Origin of the sequence: Streptomyces sp. V4I8, assembly GCF_041261225.1 — a bacterium.
Lineage (GTDB): Bacteria > Actinomycetota > Actinomycetes > Streptomycetales > Streptomycetaceae > Streptomyces.
This window is the reverse complement of sequence record NZ_JBGCCN010000001.1, coordinates 3,773,431-3,796,136: the sequence shown is the minus strand read 5'-3', so window position 1 is coordinate 3,796,136 and position 22,706 is coordinate 3,773,431. Positions and strand designations below refer to the sequence as shown.

Annotated in this window: 19 protein-coding genes; 2 read left to right on the top strand and 17 right to left on the bottom strand. The window is 71.3% G+C overall.

The window, feature by feature from the left end:
- Positions 1-2: 2 nt before the first annotated feature.
- From ABIE67_RS17165 to ABIE67_RS17110, 12 genes are all read right to left on the bottom strand, one after another.
- Positions 3-1,436: a PP2C family serine/threonine-protein phosphatase gene (locus ABIE67_RS17165; RefSeq protein ID WP_370258131.1), complete on the bottom strand. Its 1,434-nt coding sequence runs from the start codon at positions 1,434-1,436 to the stop codon at positions 3-5.
- Between the two features lie 3 nt (positions 1,437-1,439).
- A complete protein-coding gene (locus ABIE67_RS17160) occupies positions 1,440-3,995 on the bottom strand; it encodes a tetratricopeptide repeat protein (protein ID WP_370258130.1) in 2,556 nt (851 codons plus the stop codon).
- Between the two features lie 22 nt (positions 3,996-4,017).
- On the bottom strand, positions 4,018-5,361 hold the full coding sequence (locus ABIE67_RS17155) for a hypothetical protein (RefSeq protein ID WP_370258127.1): 1,344 nt from the start codon (positions 5,359-5,361) through the stop codon (positions 4,018-4,020).
- Between the two features lie 80 nt (positions 5,362-5,441).
- Positions 5,442-6,419 (bottom strand): glutamate ABC transporter substrate-binding protein, encoded by a 978-nt coding sequence (locus tag ABIE67_RS17150; protein WP_370268673.1) that lies wholly within the window; start codon positions 6,417-6,419, stop codon positions 5,442-5,444.
- Between the two features lie 200 nt (positions 6,420-6,619).
- The gene (locus tag ABIE67_RS17145; protein ID WP_370258124.1) at positions 6,620-8,047 is read right to left on the bottom strand and encodes a hypothetical protein; all 1,428 of its coding nucleotides are present in this window, start codon (positions 8,045-8,047) and stop codon (positions 6,620-6,622) included.
- Positions 8,048-8,915: 868 nt separating this feature from the next.
- Complete coding sequence (locus tag ABIE67_RS17140; protein WP_370258121.1) at positions 8,916-9,887, bottom strand: N-acetylglucosamine kinase; 972 nt, start codon at positions 9,885-9,887, stop codon at positions 8,916-8,918.
- On the bottom strand, positions 9,878-11,143 hold the full coding sequence (locus ABIE67_RS17135; RefSeq protein ID WP_370258117.1) for a 6-phospho-beta-glucosidase: 1,266 nt from the start codon (positions 11,141-11,143) through the stop codon (positions 9,878-9,880). The genes ABIE67_RS17140 and ABIE67_RS17135 overlap by 10 nt, the downstream gene beginning before the upstream one ends.
- A 4-nt stretch (positions 11,144-11,147) precedes the next feature.
- Positions 11,148-12,038, bottom strand: a complete 891-nt coding sequence (locus tag ABIE67_RS17130; protein WP_370258114.1) for a carbohydrate ABC transporter permease — start codon at positions 12,036-12,038, stop codon at positions 11,148-11,150.
- Between the two features lie 2 nt (positions 12,039-12,040).
- Positions 12,041-12,982, bottom strand: a complete 942-nt coding sequence (locus tag ABIE67_RS17125) for a carbohydrate ABC transporter permease (RefSeq protein WP_370258111.1) — start codon at positions 12,980-12,982, stop codon at positions 12,041-12,043.
- A gap of 8 nt (positions 12,983-12,990) precedes the next feature.
- Positions 12,991-14,352, bottom strand: a complete 1,362-nt coding sequence (locus ABIE67_RS17120; RefSeq protein ID WP_370258109.1) for an ABC transporter substrate-binding protein — start codon at positions 14,350-14,352, stop codon at positions 12,991-12,993.
- A 133-nt stretch (positions 14,353-14,485) separates the two neighbouring features.
- Positions 14,486-15,697 (bottom strand): ROK family protein, encoded by a 1,212-nt coding sequence (locus ABIE67_RS17115; RefSeq protein WP_370258107.1) that lies wholly within the window; start codon positions 15,695-15,697, stop codon positions 14,486-14,488.
- 159 nt (positions 15,698-15,856) lie between these two features.
- Positions 15,857-17,155, bottom strand: a complete 1,299-nt coding sequence (locus ABIE67_RS17110) for an MFS transporter (RefSeq protein ID WP_370258104.1) — start codon at positions 17,153-17,155, stop codon at positions 15,857-15,859.
- Between the two features lie 191 nt (positions 17,156-17,346).
- Between ABIE67_RS17110 and ABIE67_RS17105 the strand changes: the two genes are divergently transcribed.
- Positions 17,347-17,607, top strand: coding sequence for a hypothetical protein (locus ABIE67_RS17105; RefSeq protein WP_370258101.1), 261 nt, complete (start codon positions 17,347-17,349; stop codon positions 17,605-17,607).
- Between the two features lie 88 nt (positions 17,608-17,695).
- Here ABIE67_RS17105 and ABIE67_RS17100 read toward each other — a convergent pair whose 3' ends face one another.
- Entirely contained in the window at positions 17,696-18,778 is a 1,083-nt protein-coding gene (locus ABIE67_RS17100; RefSeq protein ID WP_370258097.1) for a mechanosensitive ion channel family protein, read from the bottom strand.
- Between the two features lie 317 nt (positions 18,779-19,095).
- On the opposite strand from ABIE67_RS17100, the gene ABIE67_RS17095 reads away from it, so the two are divergent.
- On the top strand, positions 19,096-19,632 hold the full coding sequence (locus ABIE67_RS17095) for an HNH endonuclease (protein WP_030049754.1): 537 nt from the start codon (positions 19,096-19,098) through the stop codon (positions 19,630-19,632).
- 172 nt (positions 19,633-19,804) lie between these two features.
- On the opposite strand, the gene ABIE67_RS17090 is transcribed toward ABIE67_RS17095, so the two are convergent.
- The 4 genes from ABIE67_RS17090 to ABIE67_RS17075 are packed head-to-tail and all read right to left on the bottom strand — an operon-like array spanning position 19,805 to position 22,516.
- The gene (locus ABIE67_RS17090) at positions 19,805-21,163 is read right to left on the bottom strand and encodes an FtsX-like permease family protein (protein WP_370258093.1); all 1,359 of its coding nucleotides are present in this window, start codon (positions 21,161-21,163) and stop codon (positions 19,805-19,807) included.
- On the bottom strand, positions 21,160-21,291 hold the full coding sequence (locus ABIE67_RS17085; protein ID WP_370258090.1) for a hypothetical protein: 132 nt from the start codon (positions 21,289-21,291) through the stop codon (positions 21,160-21,162). The genes ABIE67_RS17090 and ABIE67_RS17085 overlap by 4 nt, the downstream gene beginning before the upstream one ends.
- Positions 21,288-21,986: an ABC transporter ATP-binding protein gene (locus tag ABIE67_RS17080; RefSeq protein WP_370258086.1), complete on the bottom strand. Its 699-nt coding sequence runs from the start codon at positions 21,984-21,986 to the stop codon at positions 21,288-21,290. The genes ABIE67_RS17085 and ABIE67_RS17080 overlap by 4 nt, the downstream gene beginning before the upstream one ends.
- On the bottom strand, positions 21,983-22,516 hold the full coding sequence (locus ABIE67_RS17075; RefSeq protein ID WP_370258083.1) for a PadR family transcriptional regulator: 534 nt from the start codon (positions 22,514-22,516) through the stop codon (positions 21,983-21,985). The genes ABIE67_RS17080 and ABIE67_RS17075 overlap by 4 nt, the downstream gene beginning before the upstream one ends.
- Positions 22,517-22,706 lie beyond the last annotated feature (190 nt).

Here is a 22,706-nt window from a genome sequence, read left to right as displayed (position 1 = left end):
CCTCAGGCCGATCCTGCCCCCATCGGCGGTGCCGGGAACGGCAGGACGGCCACTGTTACGTTGTCGTGGCCGCCGCCGTCGAGCGCGTGACCGACGAGGACCTGCGCGCTGTGCAGGGGGCGCGCGGCGGCGTCGAGGGGCACGACCTCGGCCATTTCGTCGGCGGCCTCCGCGTAGTTCCACAGCCCGTCCGTGCACACCACCACCACACCCGGACGGTCCGGCTTGAAGGAAGCGGTGTGCGGCTCCAGTTCGTAGGCGTCCGCGCCGAGCCAGCCCGTGATGGCGTGCGCGCGCTCGTCGGCGTACGCCTCGGCCTCGTTCATCAGTCCCGCGGCGACCATCTGCGCCGCCCAGGAGTCGTCCTCGGTGAGCCGGGCCGGGGGAGAACTCCGGTCCACCGGGACCCAGTAGGCGCGGCTGTCGCCGACCCAGCCGACGACCAGCAGGCCCGCGGTGACCACGGCGCCGACGAAGGTGCAGGCCGGCGCGTTCTGGTGCGGGCCCTGCTCGCGGGCCGTGGCCGGCTCGCCCGCCAGCGCGTTGACCGCGTTCGAGGCGGCGATGATCGCGTCGTGCATGGCCTGCTGGGGGTGCGCGCCGCGCGGCAGGGCGGCCAGCAGCGACTCGCTCGCGGCCCGGGAGGCGGCCATCGAGGCGTCGTCGGGGCGGGTCGCCGAGGACACGCCGTCGCAGACGATCGCCAGCACCGCGGGCCGGCCGTCGGGCAGCGTGCTGCTGCCGACGGCGAACGCGTCCTCGTTGCGGTGGTGGCGCAGCCCGCGGTCGCTGACGGCGGCGACCGGACCGGCGTCCAGCTCCATGTGGTCACGCTCGCGCGGCTGGGCGTGCCCGCAGTTCTCGCAGTACCCGTCGTGGTCGACGCGGCCCGCCCGGCACGCCACGCACACCTTGGTGCCCTCGGGCGGGGTCGGCGGGGCGGGGGCCACGCGCGGGTCGGGCGCCTGCAGGGTGAACTCGTCGGGCAGGGCGTACTCGTCCGGCTGCGGCGGACGGTCGAAGCGGACGCCGGAGGCCGGGGAGTCCGGGGAGCCGGTCGGAGCGGGGGGCGGCTGAGGTCCGGGCACCCCGGCGGGACCGGTCGCCGCAGGTGGGATCGGCGCGGCGGCCGGCGGTGACTGCGGGGGCGGCGGGGTGCCCGGGGGCAGGTCGTGACCGCCGGAGTCGGTGCCCTGGAGATCCGTCGGCCGATGAACGGCCGGGGTGCCGGAGCCGTCGGGCGCGGGGGCGACCGGCCAGCCCATGCCGGGCACACCAGGGGGCGGCGGTGAGCCGTTCATGGCGATGGTCGGGTTGTCGTCCGGCCGTACGGGCACGGCGGACAGGTCGTATCCGCACGCACCGCAGAAACGGTCACCCGACTCGAGCGGCCATTCGCAGCTCGGGCAGGCGGACAGCTGGGGCATCTGCGACATCAACTACACCCACGTCCGGGGGCGGTAACGGTTGGCACGTTCCACCAGGTCGATCCTCTCCTCGCCGCCCCGCGCGAGCCGGGCCAGCGTGCGGTACGAGCGCTCCAGACCGAAGCGCAGTCCCCGCTCGTCCAGGCCGCTGCCGAGCAGCGTCCGTCCTCCGGCGGCGGAAGGGGCGGAACCCTGGCCACCGGAGAGTATCCAGTCCAGCGCGCAGCCGAGGACCTCCGCCGACAACTGCTCCCGGCGCGCCGGGTCCAGACCGTACGCGTCCAGCGCCTCGACCTGGCCCGCGGCGGCGGTCAGGTCGTCCAGGAACGGTACGTCAGCGGCGGCCGCCGTGCGTTGACGCAGCCGGGCGCGGACGGCCGCCACGCGGGCGGCCGTGTAGTGAATGGAGCTTTCCGGCACCGACTCCAGGGTCCGTACGGTGCTGCCGCGGTCGCCGGTCGCGAGCTGCACGCGGGCGAGTCCGAAGGCGGTGCTCACATAGCTGGGGTCGGTGGACCACACGAGCCGGTAGTACTCGGCGGCGTTGTCCAACTGGCCCAGCACCTCCGCGCACAGGCCGAGGGCCAGCTTGGGGGCGGGTTCACCGGGGAAGGCGTCGTAGATCGCGTCGAAGGCGAGCGCGGCGCCCTCGTGGTCGCCGGTGACGAGCGCGGCCACACCGCGGTACCAGACGACCCGCCAGTCGTCGGGCCGCTCGTCCTCCAGCTTCAGCAGCGCCTCGTGCGCGGTGCCGGTGTCGCCGTTCTCCAGCCAGGCCCGCACCTGCCGCAGCCGTGTCTCGGTGGACGGCGCCGGAGCGGCGGCGAGGGCGCCGAGCAGCTCGGCGGGCGCGGTGGTCATCAGACCGGCGAGGAAACCGGCGTTGGGGTCGGAGGGGTCGACGTGCGGCACCGGGAGGGCGAGGGCGGCGGCGGGGGCGTTGACGACCTTGACGATGCCGGGGAGGCCCACGGCGCCGGGGTCGGCGGCGGTGGGGGCGACACCGGCGGAGACGGCGGGCGGGCCGCCGGCCGACGAAAGGGCCGGGTTCTTCCCGGTGCGCACGACCCGCGCGCCCAACCGCGACACCTCCCCGTCCAGCTTCGGGAACAACTCCGTGTCCGTGACCCGCACTTCGGGGCCGAACAGCGTCGAGAGCGCCGGCCTCGCGCGCCCCGTCTGCAGGGAGACGACCTCGCGCAGGACGCCCGTCAGCTGCTCCGTCATCTCCTGGGCGGAGGCGAAGCGGCGGGCCGGGTCGGGGTCGGTGGCGCGGACCAGGAGGCGGTAGAAGGACTCGTACTGGCGGAAGACCTCGATGTTGTCCGGGTCGGGGAGGGAATCGACGTAGACGTTCGTGTAGCCCTGGAAGTCGAAGGTCAGGACGGCCAGCGTGCGGGCGACCGTGTAGAGGTCCGACGCCACCGACGGTCCGACGTCGGCGACCTCCGGCGCCTGGTAGCCCACCGTGCCGTAGATGGCCGACTCCTCGTCGTCCATCCTGCGCACCGCGCCCATGTCGATCAGCTTGAGCTGGTCCTCGGTCTGGATGGCGTTGTCGACCTTGAAGTCGCAGTAGAGGAGGTTCCGGCTGTGCAGGTGGCCGAGGGCCTCCAGCGCCTCGATGCCGTACGCGCACGCCTGCTCCACGGGGAGCGGGTCGCGCCTGCCGCCGGGTGTGCGGCGGCCGTTGGCGATCTCCTTGAGCGACTTGCCGCCGACGTACTCCATGACGATGTAGCCGTCGAGGGAGCCCGTGCGCTGGTCGAGGTGCTCGACGAAGTTGTAGATCCGCACGATGTTGGCGTGCTCGATCTCCGCGAGGAAGCGCCGCTCGGAGATCGCCGCCGCCATCGCGTCCTGGTCACCCGTGTCGAGCAGGCCCTTGAGCACCACCCAGCGGTCCGAGACCGCGCGGTCCACGGCCAGATAGACCCAGCCGAGGCCGCCGTGCGCCAGACAGCCCACGACCTCGTACTGGCCGTGCACGATGTCGCCGGTCTTCAGCTTCGGGACGAAGGAGTACGGGTGGCCGCACTTGGTGCAGAAGCCCTCCGTACGGCCCGGGCGCTCCCCGCGCGCACGGCCGACCGGTCCGCCGCAGTCCGAGCGGGAGCAGAACCGCTTGCGCTCGGGCACCTCCGGATTCTCCAGCACCATCGCGCGCGGGTCGGGGCGCGGCACGTCCGGGACCTGGACCAGGCCGACACCGAGCCGGCCACGGCCGCTGGAGCCGGATGTCGAGCCGGAGCTGCGCACCGACACCGAGCGGCCCGTGGAACGGCCCGACAGCGCGCGTGACAGCCGTCCCGACACCGAGCGCCGGGACTTCGATGACTGGGACGACGTACGGGAACTGCCGCGGCTGGTGGAGCGGGAACTGGCACTGCCCGACCCGCGTGAGCCCTTGCCGCCGCCCGTGACCCCGGTCGGCGGCGAGCCGACCATGCCGGTCGCCGAGACGACCGGGGCGAGGCCGCAGGTGTCGCAGTACAGCTCGCCGCCACCCATGTCCTCGTACGACCCGCCGCAGTCCGGACGCTGGCAGCTCTGCTGTGCCTGACTCATGACGACGACTCCCCCCTGTCCCTCATGCTCCCGGCCCCCCACGGTCCTCGGGCCCGCGCGGCCCCGGCACGCGCGGTCCGCCGAGCAGTTCGGCGGCCGCCTGCTGGTAGCGCAGGACCGCCTGTTCGGCGACGCGCAGGTCGCACGGCGCGCTCCACAGCATCCGCCGGGCCGCGTCGTACCGCTCGATGAGGAACGGGTCCTCCGCCAGGCCGTGCCGGGCCACCTTCGCCTTGTACGCGTCGAGGCGGCCGCGCAGCTCGGCGCGGACCGCCAGGGGCGCGGTGACCGCGGTCAACGACTCGCGGGCGCGCAGCAGTTCGTCCTCCGCCTTCTGCTCCAGGGACTCCAGGAGCGGGGACAGGCGGTGCCACTGGGCGTGTCTGCGGTACTCCGCGGCCGTCGCCAGCTGCTCCTGCAGCACGGTCGGCGGGCCGCTGACGACGGGCACCTCCGTGGCGGCGATCTTCGCCAGTACCTCGCCGCGCGCGGTGCGGGCCTCGGCGAGCGTACGATCCGCTCGGGACAGCACGTCCCGCAGCTTGACCAGACGCTGCTCGGAGTCCTGACGCACCGTCAACACGGCGTCGATCTCCCGGCGTACGTCCTCCAGGGCCCGTGCCTCACGGTCGTAGACCGTGGTGTCCGGCCTGCCGCCGCCCGGCGCCGAACTCCCCTGCGTGGGAACCCAGTACGCCAGCGGGTCGGACACCACCTGGGCGCGCAGGTTGGTGAGCGTGCGCGTGATGCGCTCCAGGTCGTCGCCCGCCGGGTGCTCGCCGGGGCGTACGCCGACGGAGTGCGCGAGCCGGCGGGTGCGCTGGAGTTCCGCGGCCAGTAAATCGATACGGGCGGGCAGCGCCGACCAGACCGCGTCGGCGGCGACGACCATGTCCAGCGATGTCGCGTACAGCTCGTTCATCCGGTCGACCAGGGTGACGAGTGTGAACTGCTCGCTGAGCTTGCCCGAACCGCCGTGCAGGGTCGGTGCGTTGGCGGTCGCGGTCAGGGTCGCGGTCGCCGAGCCCGCCACGGTCACCGACTCGCCGCGCAGCAGCTCCGTCAGCTCCACCAGGTCCTCGCGGCTGGACCAGCGACGGCGGGAGCGGATCTCGCGGGCCGAGCGCAACGCGTCCGTATACGCGTCGAAGTACGCCCACAGCAGCGTGATCGACGCCTCCGCGGTCGTCCAGCGCTCCTTGGTGATGCCCGTGAGCTCGGCGCCTTCGAGGAGTCTGCGGCCCGCGTGGTCCTGCAGGGCGAGGAGCGAGGTCTCGATCGCCTCGTGCTCCTGGCCGAGCCGCGCCAGCGCACGGTCCACCTCGTCCCGGTCCATCACCGGCCCGGCGGGGTCCGTGACGCCCATCGATCACCTCTCGCTGAGTCGTGTTCCGTGAGTTCTTCTGGTGCGGTCGTGCCGTCAGTCGTCCGTCAGTTGATGGTCGGTCACTTGTACCTGGCCTCGGGAGGGGTCGCCGAAGCCGACTCCTTGTCGCCCTGGTCCATGGTCGGGTGCAGCCACTTCTCGTACGACGCCCTCCAGCCGCCGTCCTCGATGTAGTTCTCCAGGGTCCGGTTGACCTGGCGTACCAGATCGTCGGAGCCCCGCTTCATCGCCACGCCGTAGTACTCGTCCGTGAACAGACCGCCCTTGAGTTCCACCGCCGGGTCCTGCGCGGCCTGGCTGGCCGCGAGGGCGCCGTCCGTCACGACCGCGTCGACCTCGCCGAGCTGCAACTTCACCAGGCAGTCGAGCTGGTTGGGGACGGTGGTCCTGATGTCGGTGGAGTCGGGAAGGTCGCCGCTCTTCCTGCCCTCTTCCAGGTTGTCGTACGCGGTGGATCCCTGCGCCGAGCACACCTTCTTGTCGGCCAGGGTCTTGTCGTAGCCCGTGATCGTCGAGGTCTTGGGGGCCAGGACCTGCTGGCCGGTGACGAAGTACGGGGCGGAGAAGGCGACTTCCTCGATGCGGCTGCAGTTGATCGTCATGGTGCGGACCACCATGTCGACCTCGCCCTTCTGGATCGCCTCGATACGGCGGCTCGTCGGGATGGCCTTGAACTGCACCGCGTCGCGGTCGCCGAGTATGTCCTCCGCGATGCGGTGGACCAGGTCGATGTCGAATCCCTCCAGCTCACCGGAGGGGTTGTTCGGGTCGAGGTAGCCCCAGCGGTAGCTGTTGGTGTCGACGCCGACGATCAGGCGGCGGTCCTTGCGGGCCTTGATGGCGTCCACGGTCGGGGTGTCGCCGCCGCCGGACGGGGAGAGGCTCTGGTCCTGGGGGTTCTCGCAGTCCTCCGCCTTCGCCTGGGTGACCCGGGCGACGCCCTGGCCCGCGGTGGCCGCGGCGGCGTCGTGGCTCGGCGGCTGGGTGAGGGGCAGCAGCAGCGCGAAGGTCACGGCCAGGGCGCAGAGGGCGGCCATGGCGCCTACGCCGCCCCAGCCGCGCAGGCCTGCGCGTAGGCGGCGCCAGGGGGTGGTGGGGGGGCGGGAGTGGTGCGCGTTGGCGCTTGCGGGCGGTGTGCTGACTGTGGTCGGTGTGCCGACTGTGGTCGGTGTGCTGACGCTGGTCGCCGTGCCGCGTGCGTGCGTTGTCTCGCGTGCGTTCATCCGCTTGCCCCCTCTCACCGGTACTCCGACAGCCTGCGGCCGATGCCGAGGACCGCGCCGGCCGCGCCCAGGACCGCGAGGACCGCGGCGCCGGTCGGGAGGCCGGACAGCGAGTCACGGCCGTCGTTCGCGGCCTGCTTGAACTCGTTCTGCTCGTGCGTGAGCGCCGTCGCCAGGGCCTTGTCCACATTGTCGAAGCACACGCTCGTCGGCTCCTTCGCGGCGCCGATCACGCGGTCGCGGGCCGCCTGGTAGTTGCCGGAGTTGTTGTCGTCGCGGGCGATGCCGTGGCGGTCCTTCCAGACCTTCATGAAGCCGTTCGCGTCCTCGACGGGCTTCTTGCCCGCCGAGTCGTCCGCGAGGTCCGCGGCCCGGTCCAGAGCCTTGCCCAGCTGGTCGATCTGCTGGTCGTAACCCCATTCGTACGCGTCCACGACCTTGTCGTCGGCGAGTGTCCTCGTGTCCGCGCCGCGGCGGACCAGGGTCAGGTTCTCGTCGCTGCGGGCGGTGAGCGAGGCGATGCGGGCCTGGTGCAGCACGTCCAGGGAGCGGACGCCGTGGTCGTAGGAGTCGTTCAGGCCGGCGCGGGCGACGGTGTGGGAGACGGTGAGCCAGAGCAGGACCACCACGGAGGCGGCGGTTGCGGTGACCAGGCCGTGGTTCAGGACCCTGTTGGTGCGCTGGTAGTTGCGGCGTTGGGCCCAGGCCAGGGCCGCCAGGGCGACGATGCCGAGGGCTGCGGCCGCCCAGGGGAAGGACTTCGCGTCCGCGTAGTCGTCGCGGAGGCGCTGGTTCTCCGTCTGGTAGAGCTTTTCCGCCTTGGGCAGCATGTTCTGCTGCATCATCTCGTTGGCCGCTCGGAGGTAGGCGCCGCCGACGGGGTAGCCCTGGCGGTTGTTGGCCCTGGCCGTTTCGACCAGGCCCTTGTACTCCGGCAGCAGCCTGCTCAGTTCGGCGATCGTGTTCGCCGAGGTGGAGCCCGGTTCGGAGTTGGCGGCGGCCTTGACGAGTTTGGCCGCGGCCGTGCGGATGTCCTTCTCGTAGCCCTCGCGCATGGCCGGCTTCTCCTGGAGGCCGGCCAAGTAGCCGCTGGCGGCGGCGGTGTTGGCGTCGGCGAGGGAGCGGTAGATGTCGGCCGCGTCGGAGCTGAGGGGCTGGCTGCGGTTGACTACGTCGTCCGCGGCGTTGGCTCTGTCGGTCATCTGCCAGGCCGTGATGGCGCCGAACGCGACGACGAGGGCGGCGAGGAGGGCGCCGATGATGCGTAGGCGGCCGGGTTCGGTGGTGGCGGCTGCGCGGAGTTGGTCGAAGCCCTCGGCGAAGGCGGTGCGGCGGGGTTCCGTGGGGGCCGGGAGGCTGTTGGTGGTGGCGGTGGCGGCGGCGGCCGTGGTGGCGGCCGTGGTCGTGGCGGTGGGGGCGGGCTGTGGTGGGACGGATGGCATGGTGGGTGCGCCGTGGGCCGGGCTCTGTCCCGGTGGTGGCGGTGGTGCGCTGCTCTTCGGCGTCTGTGTCACTGCTGACCTCCCCCGTGGTCATCCGTCGCCGCAAGTATCGCTGCCGGGACTGACATCCGCACCGGCCTTCGCTGGATCTTGATCGGATCGCAGCGCGGATCCCGAAATTCCGGCATACCGAAACATGCTTTGCACGAGCCCCCTGCCCATGAATACGCCGGGGGAATCTGTTCGGTTCCAGGTTCGAGGGTGGGTGCCTGCGGCGGTTGGGTGGGGGGTGCCTGCGGCGGCCTGTTGCGGTGGGTGGGGGCTGGTCGCGCCCACGCGGCGGTAGCCGCACATTCGACACAGCCCCGCGTCCCTGAGGTGCCTGCGGCGGCCCGTTGCGGTGTGTGGGGGTTCGCGTAGCGCGTGCGGGTGGTCGGGGCCGCGTCGGGGGGTGTCCGTCCTCGGTCCGGTGGCTGGCGTACTGCCGGGAGGTGCTGTTTCTTGACACCGGACTCTGCGGGCCCCCCGACGCGTCCCCTTGCCGCCGTGGGCGGCTGCGGGTGCGTGGGGCCATCGCCCCAGCTCCCCGGCCGAGAGGGGACTCCGTCGCCGGGTCGGGATCTTTCAGCCCGTCTGGCGTCTGGGGACAAGCACAGCCATCCCTAACCCCGCCCGCCCGCAGGGGCTTCGCCTCGCGGGCGGGGCGGCCACTTTTCGGCGCCGGTCCGGGCATCTTTCAGCCCGTCCGGCGTTTGAGGACGAGGCCGTTCAGGCCGATGGGGGTGCAGGGGGCGGAGCCCCCTGGCGGGGGTGAAGGGGCGGGGCCCCTGGGGATGGGATGGGTCGGGGCGGCGGGGGCGAGGGAGTTTTACGGCTCGAAGTGTTGGCGGAGTTGGGTGTGCACCTCCGTTGGTGCTCCCACCGCGTCCAGGCCCAGGAGTGCGGCCCCGAGCACCGGACTGGCCGTGACCACGCTCGGTACGGCCTTGGGGGCGCGGGAGGCGAGCAGGTCGCGGATGCCGTCGGTCAGTTGGGGGTGGCGGGCTGCCAGGACGCCTCCGCCGAGGAGTACCGGGGCCTCCTCTTCCAGTAGGTCCAGTCGGGTCAGGGCGACCGTCGCCATGGTGACCACTTCGTCGGCCAGGCGGTCGACGATGCCACGGGCGACCGGGTCGCCGGAGGTGGCCGCGGTGAAGAGGACCGGGGTCAGTTCGTGGCGGCGGGTGGGGGCGATGTGTTCGAGGTGGAGGGCCTCGATCAGGGCGTACATGGTGGGCAGGCCGAAGTGGGCGGGGAGGGTGTGCGCCAGCGTCGTGGGCACTCCGCGGCCGTCCTCCGCGCGGGCCGCGTGCCAGAGGGCCTCCTCCGCCAGGCCCCAGCCGCCGCCCCAGTCGCCGGAGATGCGGCCCAGCGCGGGGAAGCGGGCCGTACGGCCGTCGGGGCGCATGCCCACGCAGTTGATGCCGGCGCCGCAGACGACGGCCACCCCGCGGGGTTCCGTGACGCCTGCTCGGAGGATCGCGAAGGTGTCGTTGCGGACCTCGACGGTCGTGCCCCACGCGCGTGCGTGCAGGGCCGTCGCCAGTTGTTCCTCCTCCACGGGGAAGTCGGCGTTCGCCAGGCAGGCCGAGACGTGGTCGGCGGATGTCACGCCCGCTGCGGCGAACGCCTGCTTCACCGTTTCGGCGAGGCCGTCGACCGCCGGCCCGACGCCTACCGTCGGTGGCCGGAATCCGCCGCCGCGGGCCGTGGCCAGGACGGTTCCGTCGGGTGCCACCACGGCCACGTCGGTCTTGCTGTTGCCCGCGTCTACGGCGAGGACACGTGCGGTCATGCCCACGCGAGATGCTCCCGGTTGTGTGCGATCAGTCGGTCGGTGAGGGATTCGGCGTACTCGTACTGGCCGATCAGGGGGTGGGAGAGGAGGGCCTTGAAGACCCGGTCGCGGCCGCCGTGCAGGGCCGCTTGCAGGGCCAGGTCCTCGTAGGCCGTCACCTGGGCCATGAGGCCGGCGTAGAGGGGGTCTACGGGGGGTACGGGGAGGGGTTTCGGGCCCTTCGGCCCCACTGACGCCTGTACTTCGATCACCGCGTCGTCGGGGAGGAAGGGGAGCGTGCCGTCGTTGTGGGTGTTGACGACTTGGTACGGGCTGCCTGCTCCGCCCAGCAGGGCCGCCGCCAGGTCGACGGCCGCCTCCGAGTAGTAGGCGCCGCCCCGTTTGGCCAGCAGGTCCGGCTTCTCGTCCAGGGCCGGGTCGGCGTAGAGGGCGAGCAGTTGGCGTTCCATTTCGGCCACTTCGGCTGCCCTGGAGGGCTTTGTGCGTAGTTCTCGTACCACTTCGTCGTGGGCGTAGTAGTAGCGCAGGTAGTAGGAGGGGACCACGGTCAAGCGGTCCAGTAGGGGGCGGGGGAGGTGCAGGTCCGCGGCGATCTTGTCGCCGTGGGCGGTCAGTAGCTCGGGCAGGACGTTCTCGCCCTCGGGGCCGCCCAGGCGGACGCCGGTCTCCCAGGTGAGGTGGTTCAGGCCCACGTGGTCCAGGTGGATCCGGGAGGCCGGCATGTCGAGTAGCGTCGCGAACTTTCGTTGGAAGCCGATCGCCACGTTGCACAGGCCGACCGCCTTGTGGCCCTCCTGGAGCAGGGCACGGGTCACGATGCCGACCGGGTTGGTGAAGTCGATGATCCAGGCGGTGGGGTTGGTGCGGCGGACCCGGTCCGCAATGTCCAGGACGACGGGGACTGTGCGGAGGGCTTTCGCCAGGCCGCCGGCACCTGTTGTCTCCTGGCCGACGCAACCGCAGTCCAGGGGCCAGGTCTCGTCCTGCTCGCGGGCCGCCTGACCGCCCACGCGGAGTTGGAGGAGGACCGCGTCGGCGCCCTCCACCGCCGCGTCCAGGTCCGTCGTGGTGGTGATGGTGCCGTTGTGCTCCTGGCGGGTGAAGATGCGGCGGGCCAGGGCGCCGATCAGGTCCAGGCGGTCCGTCGCGGGGTCCGTGAGGACCAGTTCCTCTATGGGGAGGGTGTCGCGGAGGCGGGCGAAGCCGTCGATGAGTTCGGGGGTGTAGGTCGAGCCTCCGCCGACCACGGTGAGTTTCATGCCATCAACCCTTTACTCCGGTGAGCGTGACGCCCTCTACGAACGCCTTCTGGGCGAAGAAGAACACGAGGATCACGGGGGCCATCACGAGGACCGTGGCGGCCATGGTGAGGTTCCAGTCGGTGTGGTGGGCGCCCTTGAAGGACTCCAGGCCGTAGGAGAGCGTCCAGGCGCCCGGGTTCTCGGACGCGTAGATCTGGGGGCCGAAGTAGTCGTTCCACGCGTAGAAGAACTGGAAGAGGGCCACTGCGGCTATTCCCGGTTTTGCCATGGGGAGGACCACTCGGACGAGGGTGCGGAATTCGCCGCAGCCGTCCACCCTGGCCGCGTCCAGGTATTCGTTCGGGATCGTCATCAGGAACTGGCGCAGCAGGAATATCGAGAACGCGTCTCCGAACGCCATCGGGATGATCAGGGGCCACAGGGTGCCCGAGAGGTCCAGCTGCTTCGCCCAGAACAGGTACATCGGGATGATGATGACCTGGGGCGGCAGCATCATCATCGAGATGACCAGCATCAGGGACAGGTTCCGGCCACGGAAGCGGAACTTGGCGAGCGCGTAGGCCACGGGTATGGACGACACCACGGTGAGGAGCGTGCCCAGGCCCGCGTAGATCAGGGTGTTCTTCCACCAGGTCAGGAAGCCGGGGGTGTCGAAGACCTTGGTGTAGTTGCCCCATTCCCAGGTGTCCGGGATCAGGTCGCGGGTGAGGGCCTGCTGGTCGCTCATCAGCGAGGTCAGGACGACGAACACGAAGGGCAGGGTGAAGAAGAGCGCGGCTGCCATGCCGAGGGAGTGGATCGCTATCCATTCCAGGAGCGCCCTGCGGCGGGCCGTGCGTTCGGCGACTGTTGGGGTTGCCAACTGAACGGGCTGGTCCAGTACTTGGGTCATGGTCAGTCACCTGCCTGGATCAGTCCGCCCCGGCGCCGCATCAGCAGCGCGGTGAACGCCATGGCGAGGGCGAAGAGTACGAGCGCGACCACACAGGCCGAGCCGTAGTCGAAGCGCTGGAAGCCGAGGTTGTAGACGAGCTGGGGGAGGGTGAGTGTGGACTTGTCGGGGTAGCCGGGCTCGAACTGCTGGCCGGAGCCGCCGATGATGCCGGAGGCGACCTTCCCGGCCACCAGGGGCTGGGTGTAGTACTGCATCGTCTGGATCACGCCGGTGACGACGGCGAACATCACGATCGGCGAGATGTTCGGGAGCGTCACGAAGCGGAACCGCTGCCAGGCCGACGTGCCGTCCAGCTCCGCGGCCTCGTACTGCTCCTTCGGTACGTCGAGCAGCGCGGCCATGAAGATGACCATGAGGTCGCCCACGCCCCACACCGCCAGCGCGGTGAGGGCCGGCTTGGACCAGGTGGGGTCCGTGAACCATCCGGGCGTCGGCAGGCCCAGGCCGTCCAGGACCGAGTTGACCGGGCCGGTGCCGGGGTTGAGGAGGAAGACGAAGGCCAGGGTGGCGGCGACCGGGGGAGCCAGGTACGGGAGGTAGAAGAGGGTCCGGAAGACGCCCGCGCCGGTCTTGATCTTGGTGATGAGCAGGCCGATGCCCAGGCCGAAGAGGACTCGGCAGGTCACCATCACCAGGACCAGCCAGAGCGTGTTGCGCAGCGCCGGCCAGAACAGCGGGTAGTCGTTGAAGACGTAGGCCCAGTTGCCCAGGCCGCGGAAGACCGGTGTGCCGAAGCCGTCGTACTTCATCAGCGAGAAGTACACGGTGGACACCAGGGGGTAGGCGAAGAAGACGCCGAAACCGATGAGCCACGGTGACAGGAAGGCCACCGTCCGAAGCGCCGACCTGCGGCGCTTCGTGCGGAGAGTGTGCGTGGACATCGACGGCGCTACTTCGCCTGCTCGATGTCGGTGTCGATCTGCCGGGCGGTCTTCTCCAGACCGGCCTTCAGGTCCTTCACCTTGCCGGACTCGTACTGGTAGCCGAAGTCCTGAAGGGTCGTCTGGTACGTCGAGCCGTTGACGGAGGCCGGCGGCGTGTTCGAGTGCGGGTTCTGGGCGATGTCCAGGAACGTCCGGAAGCCCTCGTCCACCTTCAGGTCGGGCGACTTCAGGGCGGCGAACGTGGAGGGCACGTTGTGGATGGCGTTGGCGAAGGAGACGACGGCCCCGGTGTCGGTCGTCAGGTACTTCACCAGTTCCCAGGCCGCGTTCTGCTTCTCGCTCTGCGGGGCGATGCCGATGATCGTGCCGGAGAGGAAGCCCTTGCCGTACTCGTCGACCTCGTCGTCCGCGACCGGCATCGGCGCGGTGCCGATCTCGAAGTCGGTGCCGGCCTGCCGGGCCATGCCCAGGCGCCACTCGCCGTCGAGCTGCATGGCCACCTGGCCGGTCTGGAACGGGTGCTTGGCGCCCCACTCGTCACCGAAGGTGTTGCGGTACTTCTCCAGCTTCGTGAAGCCGCCGAGGTCGTCGATGAGCTTCTTCTGGAACGTGAACATCTCGGCGAAGGCCGGGTCCTTGGCGATGTTGGACTTGCCGTCCTTGTCGAAGTAGGTGTGGTCCCACTGGGACATGTAGTGGTCCACGACCGTCTCGTAGCCGTGGTACGTCGGCATGAAGCCGAGCTGCTCGTAGCTGTCGCCCTTGGTGACGGTGAGCTTCTTGGCGTCCTTCGCGAACTCCGACCAGGTCTTCGGCGGGGACTTGATGCCCGCCTTCGCGAAGGCGTCCTTGTTGTAGTAGAGGCCGTAGGCGTCGCCCAGCAGGGGCAGAGCGCAGCGGGTGCCCTCGAACTGGGTGTAGTCCAGCATGGGCTTCGGGATGAGCTTGTCGAGGTCGAGCTTCGACTTCTCGATGAACGGCTTCAGGTCGAGGAAGGCGCCGGACGAACAGAACTTGCCGATGTTGGAGGTCGTGAACGACGACACCACGTCCGGGCCGTTCGAACCGCCCGCGCGCAGCGCCTGGTTGAGCTTGTCGTCGTTGATGTTGCCGACGACCTTCACCGTGATGTTCGGGTGGGCCTTCTCGAAGCGGTCGACGTTCGCCTGGATCGCCTTGACCTCGGCGGGCGCGCTCCAGCCGTGCCAGAAGGTGATCGTGGTCCTGGCGTTGGGGTCGTCGGTGGCGGCGGACTCCGACTGGCCGGTGCAGGCCGTGGCGAGGAGGGCCAGGGAGGCGGTGGCGGCCAGGGCGGCGGCCGCCTTGCGGGACGGTGAGGATGTGACTTTCTCGGACTTTCCGGGCATGGCGAGGTCTCCCAAGGGCGGGACGGGGTGGGTGAGGGAAGGCGGGGGGTGGCTGAAGGGGTCGCATCACGGAGTGAGCGACAGGGGTGGTGCCAGGCGGTGGACCGGGGAATTGAGGCCGGGCGCCGGGCCGTCAGCGGCCGGTGTCGAAGACCTCGTCGCGTGTCGTCGCGAGCGCGCTCTCCAACGCGCCCCGCAGGACGGGGTGTTCATGGACGTCGCCGACGACGAGCCGGGGCCGGGCCGCGGCCAGTTCCTCCAGCTCGTCCTGGACCAGGGCGCGCAGCACCTCGCCGCCGGCGGTGAGGGAGGCGCCGCTGAGGACGACGAGTTCGGGGTCGAGGACGGAGACCAGGGAGGCGAGACCGGTGGCCAGCCGGGTCGCGTAGGTCTGCAGGAGCAGCCGGTGCAGGACGGTGTCCTCGGTGGCGGCTCGTTGGACGAGGGTGGCGGCGGCCTCGGCGTACGGCGTCGACGGGATGTGGGACATGCCGAGTTCGCGTGCGAGCCGGGGGATCGCCTGGGAGCCGGCGAGCTCCTGGTAGCCGCCACTGTTGGCTTTGGTGACCTGGCGGACCAGGGGGGTGCCGGGAACCGGCAGGAAACCTACCTCGCCCGCGCCGCCGGTCCAGCCGCGGTGCAGCCGGCCGCCGAGGACCAGGGCGGCGCCCAGGCCGCCCTCGTTCCACAGCAGCACGAAGTCCTCGTGGCCGCGGGCCGCGCCGAGCCGCTGCTCGGCCACCGCCACGAGGTTGACGTCGTTCTCGTACTCGACCGGCATCGGCAGGGCCGCGGCGAGTTCGTCGAGCAGCGCGGGGGTGTGCCAGCCGGGGAGGTGGGAGGCGTAGCGCAGCCGGCCCGTGTTCGGGTCGAAGGCGCCGGGGGTGCCGATGACGAGCCGGTGGACGTCGTCGCGGGCGAGCCCCGCCGCCTTCACCGCGCCGTCGAGGGCGTCGGTGACCTGTCGGACCACGGGCTGGGCGGGGCGTCTGCCGGGGGTGGGCAGTTCGTACGACCCGACCGTGCGGCCCGTGACATCGGCTACGGCGGCGAGGATGCGTTCGGGGGTGACATCGAGCCCCGCGGCGTACGCGGAGGTCGGATTGACCTCGTACAGCTGGGCGTTGGGGCCGGGGCGGCCCTCCGTGGTGCCGGTCGCCAGGACGAGGCCGGCGGCCTCCAGGCGGGCCAGCAGCTGGGAGGCGGTCGGCTTGGACAGGCCGGTGAGCTTGCCGATCCGCGTGCGGGACAGCGGCCCGTGCTCCAGGAGGAGGTCCAGGGCGGCACGGTCGTTCATGGCGCGCAGGACGCGCGGGGTGCCCGGCGTACCGGCGGTTCCTGCCATGGGATCGACACCTGCCTCTCGGCTGACCAGCTTCTCAGCGATCTACGACGGAAGTCCATCCAGGATCACTGTTAGGAAGGTTTCCTATCTGGATGTCGAGGAACGTAGACCCGAACGGAAGGTGGCGTCAAGAGAGGTCTATACCAGGCAACCCAGTCGTTACTTGGCGGCGCTGTGCCGCGGTGCCTGCGCGTGGCGGGGGAGCAGAAGCGGTGTCGCCAGCAGCAGGACTCCGGCGAGGGCGATCGCGATGCGTGGGCCGGTCAGCGCCGCCAGCAGGCCCCACAGTGCCGTCACGGCCGCGGTCGCCGTCTTGCCGGTGATCGACCACGCCGACAGGGTGCGGGTCGTGCGGTCCGGCGGGGTCTGGTCGAGGCGGGTGGTGGCGAGCACCGGGGTGAAGACGCCCATGCAGGTGATCAGGCCGAACTCGACGGCCATGACGAGGAGCAGGCCGGGTGTGCCCGGGCCGACGAAGGCCAGGCCGACGGGCCAGCAGGCGCGCAGGGTGCCCGTGGTGAGCAGGACGCGGCGTCGGCCGTACCGGGCGACCAGGCGTCGGGACAGGCGGGAGCCCAGCAGACCACCCAGGCAGGGCAGGGCGAAGGCGAGGCCGTACTGCCAGGGGGAGAAGCCGAGGTGGCCGAGCATGAGGACGGCGAGGAGCGGGGCCGGCGCCATGATCAGGGCGTTGACCAGGAGGGTGTTGAGGAACAGGGGGCGCAGGGTGGGGTGGGTGAGGATGTGCCGCCAGCCTGCCGGGAGGTCGCTCATCCGTAGGCCCGCGGGGGCGGCTGGGGCGGGTTGTTGCCTGTCGGCCGGTTGCCCTTCGGGCCGGGGGCTTGCGGTCTGTTGCCTTTCCTTACCGCCGATCGCGCGGATCCCCAGCGCCGACAGCAGATAGCTGGCCGCGTCCGCCAGCACCGTCGTCATCGGGCCGAACACACCGACCGCCACACCGCCGAGCGGCGGGCCGAGCGCGGTGGCCGTCCATGCCGTGGCCTCGAAGCGGCCGTTCGCCACGAGCAGGTCCTCCGGCGGCACGAGCGACTTCATATACGCGCCGCTCGCCGCGCCGAACGTGATGTCCGCCGAGGCGACCACCACCGAGACCACCAGCAGCTGACCGAGGCCGAGCGCGCCCAGCGCGAACGCGGCGGGGACGCTCAGCAGTGCCGCGCACCGGATCAGATCCGCCGCGACCATCACCGGCCGCTTCCGGCGGAACTCCACCCACGCCCCGAGCGGCACCGCCACCACCGCCCCGACCGCGAGCCCCGAGGCCGCCAGCAGCGCCACCTCGGTCGCCCCGGCGTGCAGCACGACGACCGCGATCAGCGGGAACGCGTCGAAGGCCAGCCGCGTCCCGAACGTACTGACCGCGTACGCCGCCCACAGCCACCCGAACCGCCGCCCCAACGACCGCCCGCCACCCGCCACCTGTCCGCCGCCCGCCACCTGTCCACCGCTCCGCCCCGCACAACCACCCGTCGACGCAGGCCATCCAAGCCAGCGGGATACGCCCTGGGCAAACAACCGACGGGCCAGAACCACACAACCGTTGGTTGTGTCCGCCCGCCGCACTGCTCGCGATGACCGGTTCCGGCGTGCCGTGAGTGGCCCTCATGGGCCGTGGCTAGGCTGCTCGGATGACGCGTGACCGTCGCCGTGCGCTGCTCGCCCTCGCCTCGCTCGCCGTGATCGTCGCCGGCGTGTCCTTCGTCTTCTGGGCGACGCGGCCCGTGCCGCACGGCGAGTGCCTGGTCGCCTTCTCCCGGATCTCCACCGTCGACAGCAAGCCGGCGACCGGGCGTGAACTGGAGGAACTCGCCCAGCGGGAGTACGAGAAGGCGATCGCCGAAGGGCGGTGCGAAGCGCCGTGGCCGCGGTGGCGGGGATGGTTCGACTGAGGTGCGCGCCCCCCGGCCGCATGCCGGGCGCCGGGGTGCGCTGACCCGCGCGCCCCCTTCGCCGTACGCCTGTCCCCGCCCCGCGCGCCTACTTCGTCACGCTCGGCGGGGCCAGCGGTGTCGCGGCCTGGGCCTGGGGCGAGGAGGTGTTGGCGTAGGCCGAGGGGGCGGCCATGCCGGCCGTCGGGTCCGCGGTGGGCTCGCCGTCCACCGTGAGGGGGGCGCGGCCGACGATCTGGATGTCGGCCGCGTCGAAGGCGCGCTTGACGCGCCAGCGCAGTTCGCGTTCGACGGTCAGGGACTTGCCGGGCATCGTCTTCGCCGAGACCCGTACGACCATGGAGTCCAGCAGCACGCTGTCCAGGCCGAGGACCTCGATCGGGCCCCAGAGGAGCTCGTTCCAGGGCTCCTCCTTGCTCATCTTCTCGGCGACCTCGTCGATGGTGGCCTTGACCTTGTCCAGATCCTCGGAGGAGCGGACCGTGACGTCGACGCCGGCCGTCGACCAGCCCTGGGAGAGGTTGCCGATGCGCTTGACCTCGCCGTTGCGGACGTACCAGATCTCGCCGTTGTCGCCGCGCAGCTTGGTCACGCGCAGACCGACCTCGATGACCTCGCCGGAGGCGACGCCCGCGTCGATCGAGTCGCCGACGCCGTACTGGTCCTCCAGGATCATGAAGACGCCGGAGAGGAAGTCGGTGACCAGGTTGCGGGCGCCGAAACCGATGGCCACGCCCGCGACACCGGCGGAGGCGAGCAGGGGGGCCAGGTTGATGTCGAAGGCGGACAGGACCATCAGCGCGGCCGTGCCCATGATCACGAAGCTGGCCACCGAGCGCAGGACCGAGCCGATCGCCTGGGAGCGCTGACGGCGGCGCTCGACATTGACCAGGAGGCCGCCGATCGCCGTCCCGTCCACCGCCTGGGCGGTGCGGTTCATCCGGTCAATGAGCTTGGTGATCGCCCGTCGGATCGCCACTCTCAGCACGGCCGCGATCACCAGGATCAGCAGGACCTTGAGGCCTATCGCGAGCCAGGTCGACCAGTTCTGCTCCACCCAGCTCGCGGCCTGGGTCGCGCTCTCGTGGGCGTCCTGGATCGAGGGCACCGCCGGGGTCGTCGTCTCCGACGGGGTCGGGCCGGCGGCCGGCAGGTCGGCGGACAAGGACACGGCAGGTACCTCCAGGTGCAGCGTCCGCCCCACCGGCAGGCGGTCAAGGTCACGAAGAGGTCACCAGCAGGGCAGGCCCACCACACTATCGGGGCATCGTGTGTGGATCGGCGCGATGTTCGAGGGAGGAATCGTGCCCACCCGGGGATGAACTGGTGGGATGAACAATTCGTCGTCCTGGGGATGAATCAGATGTGGTCGAAAACACTCCCAGCCCGTTACCGGGACATGGTGGCGCTTTCACCAGGCAAGAGGGGAGACTGACTACAGATCGTCCCGGCGCGAGCCACGCGCCGCCGACGCCCAAGGAGGCATCCGTGCCGCATGTCCTGGTCCTCAACGCGTCGTACGAGCCACTCGGCGTCGTACCGCTCCGCCGCGCGCTCGTCCTCGTCCTCGAGAACAAGGCCGTATGCCTCGAGGAGTCCGGCGCTTTCATGCACAGCGCGACCGTCACAGTCCCCGCACCCAGCGTGGTCCGGCTCAAGCGATTCGTCCGGGTTCCCTATCGGGGGCCCGTTCCTCTTACCCGCAGGGCGCTCTTCGCCCGCGACGGGGGCCGGTGCATGTACTGCGGTGGCGTCGCAACCAGCGTCGACCACGTCATCCCGCGCAGCCGCGGGGGCAAGCACGTCTGGGACAACGTGGTGGCCTCGTGTCGCCGCTGCAACCACGTGAAGGCCGACCGACACCTGTTCGAAATCGGCTGGCGGCTGCGCCACAAACCCGCCCCACCCACCGGTCTCGCCTGGCGCATCATCGGCACCGGGCATAGGGACCCGCGCTGGTTGCCGTACTTGCAGCCGTTCGGCGCGGAGGACGCCATGGCCCGGATCGACGGCATTTCCGCCTGACGATCCGGGCCTTCGCACACCTGCTGCGCGGTGCCTGCGACATCAGGCCCCGAGGTCCCCCGGGGCCCCGGGGCCGGACGGTTGCGTGGCCGTGCGGCCGTTCTCCTGCGGGCCGCGGCACCGCTCTCACGCTGACCGCGGCACCGCTCTCATACGTACCGCGGCACCGCTCTCACACGTACCGCAGCTCCGCCGGGCGCACCGAGCGGTGCAGCAGGGGCAGTGAGGTGGCCGCCGCCAGCAGGCAGCAGGCGTACACCGCGAGGGGGACCAGCAGGGAGACGTACGGCACGTCCGGCACCACGTACTCCGTGGTGATCGACGCGTACCAGACGCCGATCGCCATGCCGCCGGCGCCCGCCGCCACGACCGCCGGGATCAGCGGGAGCGCGGTCTCCAGAAACAGCGCCCGGGCCAGCACCCCGCGCGGCACCCCGGCCGCGTTCTGCACCGCCAGGCCCCGGCGCCGGGTGGCCAGGGACTCGGCGGTACCGACAGCGAGAGCCGACAGGACGATCCCGAGGGCGACGAGGATCGCGGCCGCCGTCAGATCGAGGCCCGTCGTGTAGAACTCCATGCGCATGCCCAGGCGGCCCTCGCGCCGCATGGCGTGCAGATCGGCGAGCAGCACCTGCCGCACTCCCACGAAGCCGGTGCCGACCACGGTCACCAGCAGCACGGCCCCGTGGGTGCGGGCCGCCGCCCACGGGTCGTCGCGCAGCCGTTCCGCAGCGATCAGCAGGGCCGGGCGCTGGGCCCGGACCGCGAGGGTGCGGCCCAGCAGGCCGGAGGACCAGCCCGTCAGCCACACCGCCGCGGCACCGACCAGCAGGGTCAGGGCCAGGATGATCACCGGGAGGGGGGAGAACACGTGAGGTCTGTCGAACACCGGAGTCAGCAAGGTCAGTACCGCCGACACCGCGAGCAGCCCGGTCCCCGCCAGGAACACCCGCCCAGGACGCTGGGCGGCCCGCACCCGGCGCACCCAGCCGAGCGGTGACGCCACCACCCGGCGCAACGCCAGCGCGGCCGCCGCCGCGCCCAGCGCCGGTACCGCCAGGGTGACCAGGGTCATCCCCGCCCAGGCGAGGGCGGTCGGACTGGTCCACAGGGACAGCAGCACCGGAACCGCGACCGCGGTGGCGAGCGCCGAGCCCAGCAGACAGGCGATCCCCGTCTCCAGCGCGGCGATCCGGCGCACCTGCCAGGGAGCGGCCCCGGCCAGCCGCAGCCCGGCGAGCCGCCGGTCGCGGTGGACGGCGCCGATCCGCGCGGTCTGGCCGAGGAAGCCGAGCACCGGGATGAGCAGGAGTGCCAGGCTGAAGATCACCCCGGAGCGCTGTTCCGGGGCGTTCAGCAGGCCGTGCGCGAGCGGCACGCTGTTGTAGCCGCCGAGCGAGGCCAGCGCGACGCCCGCCTGCGCGAACCCGGTCGCGAGCGCCGCCCCGACCGCGGTGAGTCCGACCCGCCACCACTCGCGCCGGTCGGATCCCCGGGTGAGCTGCCAGGCCAGCCGAAGGTCGGCCCTCATGCGGTCACCTCCGGGCCGATCACGGTCGCGCCGCTACGTCGGAAGCCGTCGCCGTGTCCGGCGGGCCTCAGCACCGCCGCCGCCGGCCGGGCGGTGATCCTCCCGCCGCCGCAGAGCTCGTTCCTCATGCCGCCACCTCCAGCGGCGCCACGGTCCCGTCGGTCAGCCGTACCTCGCGGTCCGCGTACGCCGCCACCTGGGCGTCATGCGTGATCAGCAGCACCGCCGTGCCCGACTCGCGGGCCGTGTGCGTCAGGGCCGTCATCACCTGCTCGCTCGCCAGTGAGTCCAGTGCCCCGGTCGGCTCGTCCGCGAAGACGATCTTCGGGCCGGTGACCAGGGCCCGGGCCAGGGCCACCCGCTGCGCCTGGCCGCCGCTCATCTCGCCCGGCCGCAGGTCCTCCTGTCCGCGCACACCGAACCGCTCCAGCCACTCACCGGCCTTCGCGTGCGCCGCCGGACGGCGGGCGCCGGCGAGCAGCAGCGGCAGGGCGACGTTGTCCAGGGCCGTCAGCTCGGGGATCAGCTGCCCGAACTGGAAGACCACTCCGAACTCCGTGCGCCGCAGCTCGCTCAGCCGCTTCTCCGGCAGCTGGTCCAGCCGCTCCCCGTCGTACGTCACGGACCCGGTGTCCGGGTGGACGATGCCGGCCAGGCAGTGCAGCAGCGTGGACTTTCCGCTGCCGCTGGCGCCGGTGACCGCGAGGATCTCGCCCGCCCGCAGTTCGACGGAGGCGCCGCGCAGGGCCTCGGTCCTGCCGTGTGCCTTGACGAGGTCACGGGCCGCCAGCAGCGGCACCGCGCTTCCTCCTGTAGTGCTCATCCTGCGTCGACCTCCGCGGTCAGGGTGGTGAGCCGGGCCGCCGTGGTCGTCATCCAACGGAGGTCGGCGTCGAGATGGTTGAGGGCGTAGTCCGCCGAGAGTACGCTCGCGAGATCGGTACCCGGCGCGGTCTTGACGGCCGTGAGCTCCCGCATGCGCGCCATATGGGCGGCGCGCTGGGCGCGCAGATAGGCCTCGGGGTCGCCGCCGGACAGGATCGACACGACGACCTTGGCGAAGATCTCGTTCGTCACGAACGGCGCGGGCGGCGCGATCTCCCCGGCCCACTGGGCCAGTTCGCGCGTTCCGTCCTTCGTCGAGCGGTACATGGTCCGCTCCGGGCCGCCGTCCGCGTCGGTGCCGTCGACCTCGGCGAGTCCGTCGCGGACCAGTCGCTGCAAGGTCGTGTAGACCTGCCCGTAGGCCAGCGGTCGAGCCTGCGGGAAACGTTCGTCGTGCCGTCGCTTGAGGTCGTAGCCGTGGCTCGGCCCCGTAGCGAGCAGCCCCAACAGGATGTGGCGGGTGCTCATGCGGATCATTATGCACTGAGTACATGTACTGAGTGAATAGTGATCAGGAAAATGATCCGGGAGGGGCGGCCCGGGCAACAGGATGTGCGGAACAGAATGTGAGGAGAGGCACGTTGTTCGTCTCTGTACGTCTGCCGTCGCGTCCGCTGGGTAGGGCTGGCGGTAACCCCACGTCGTACACGACAAGGAG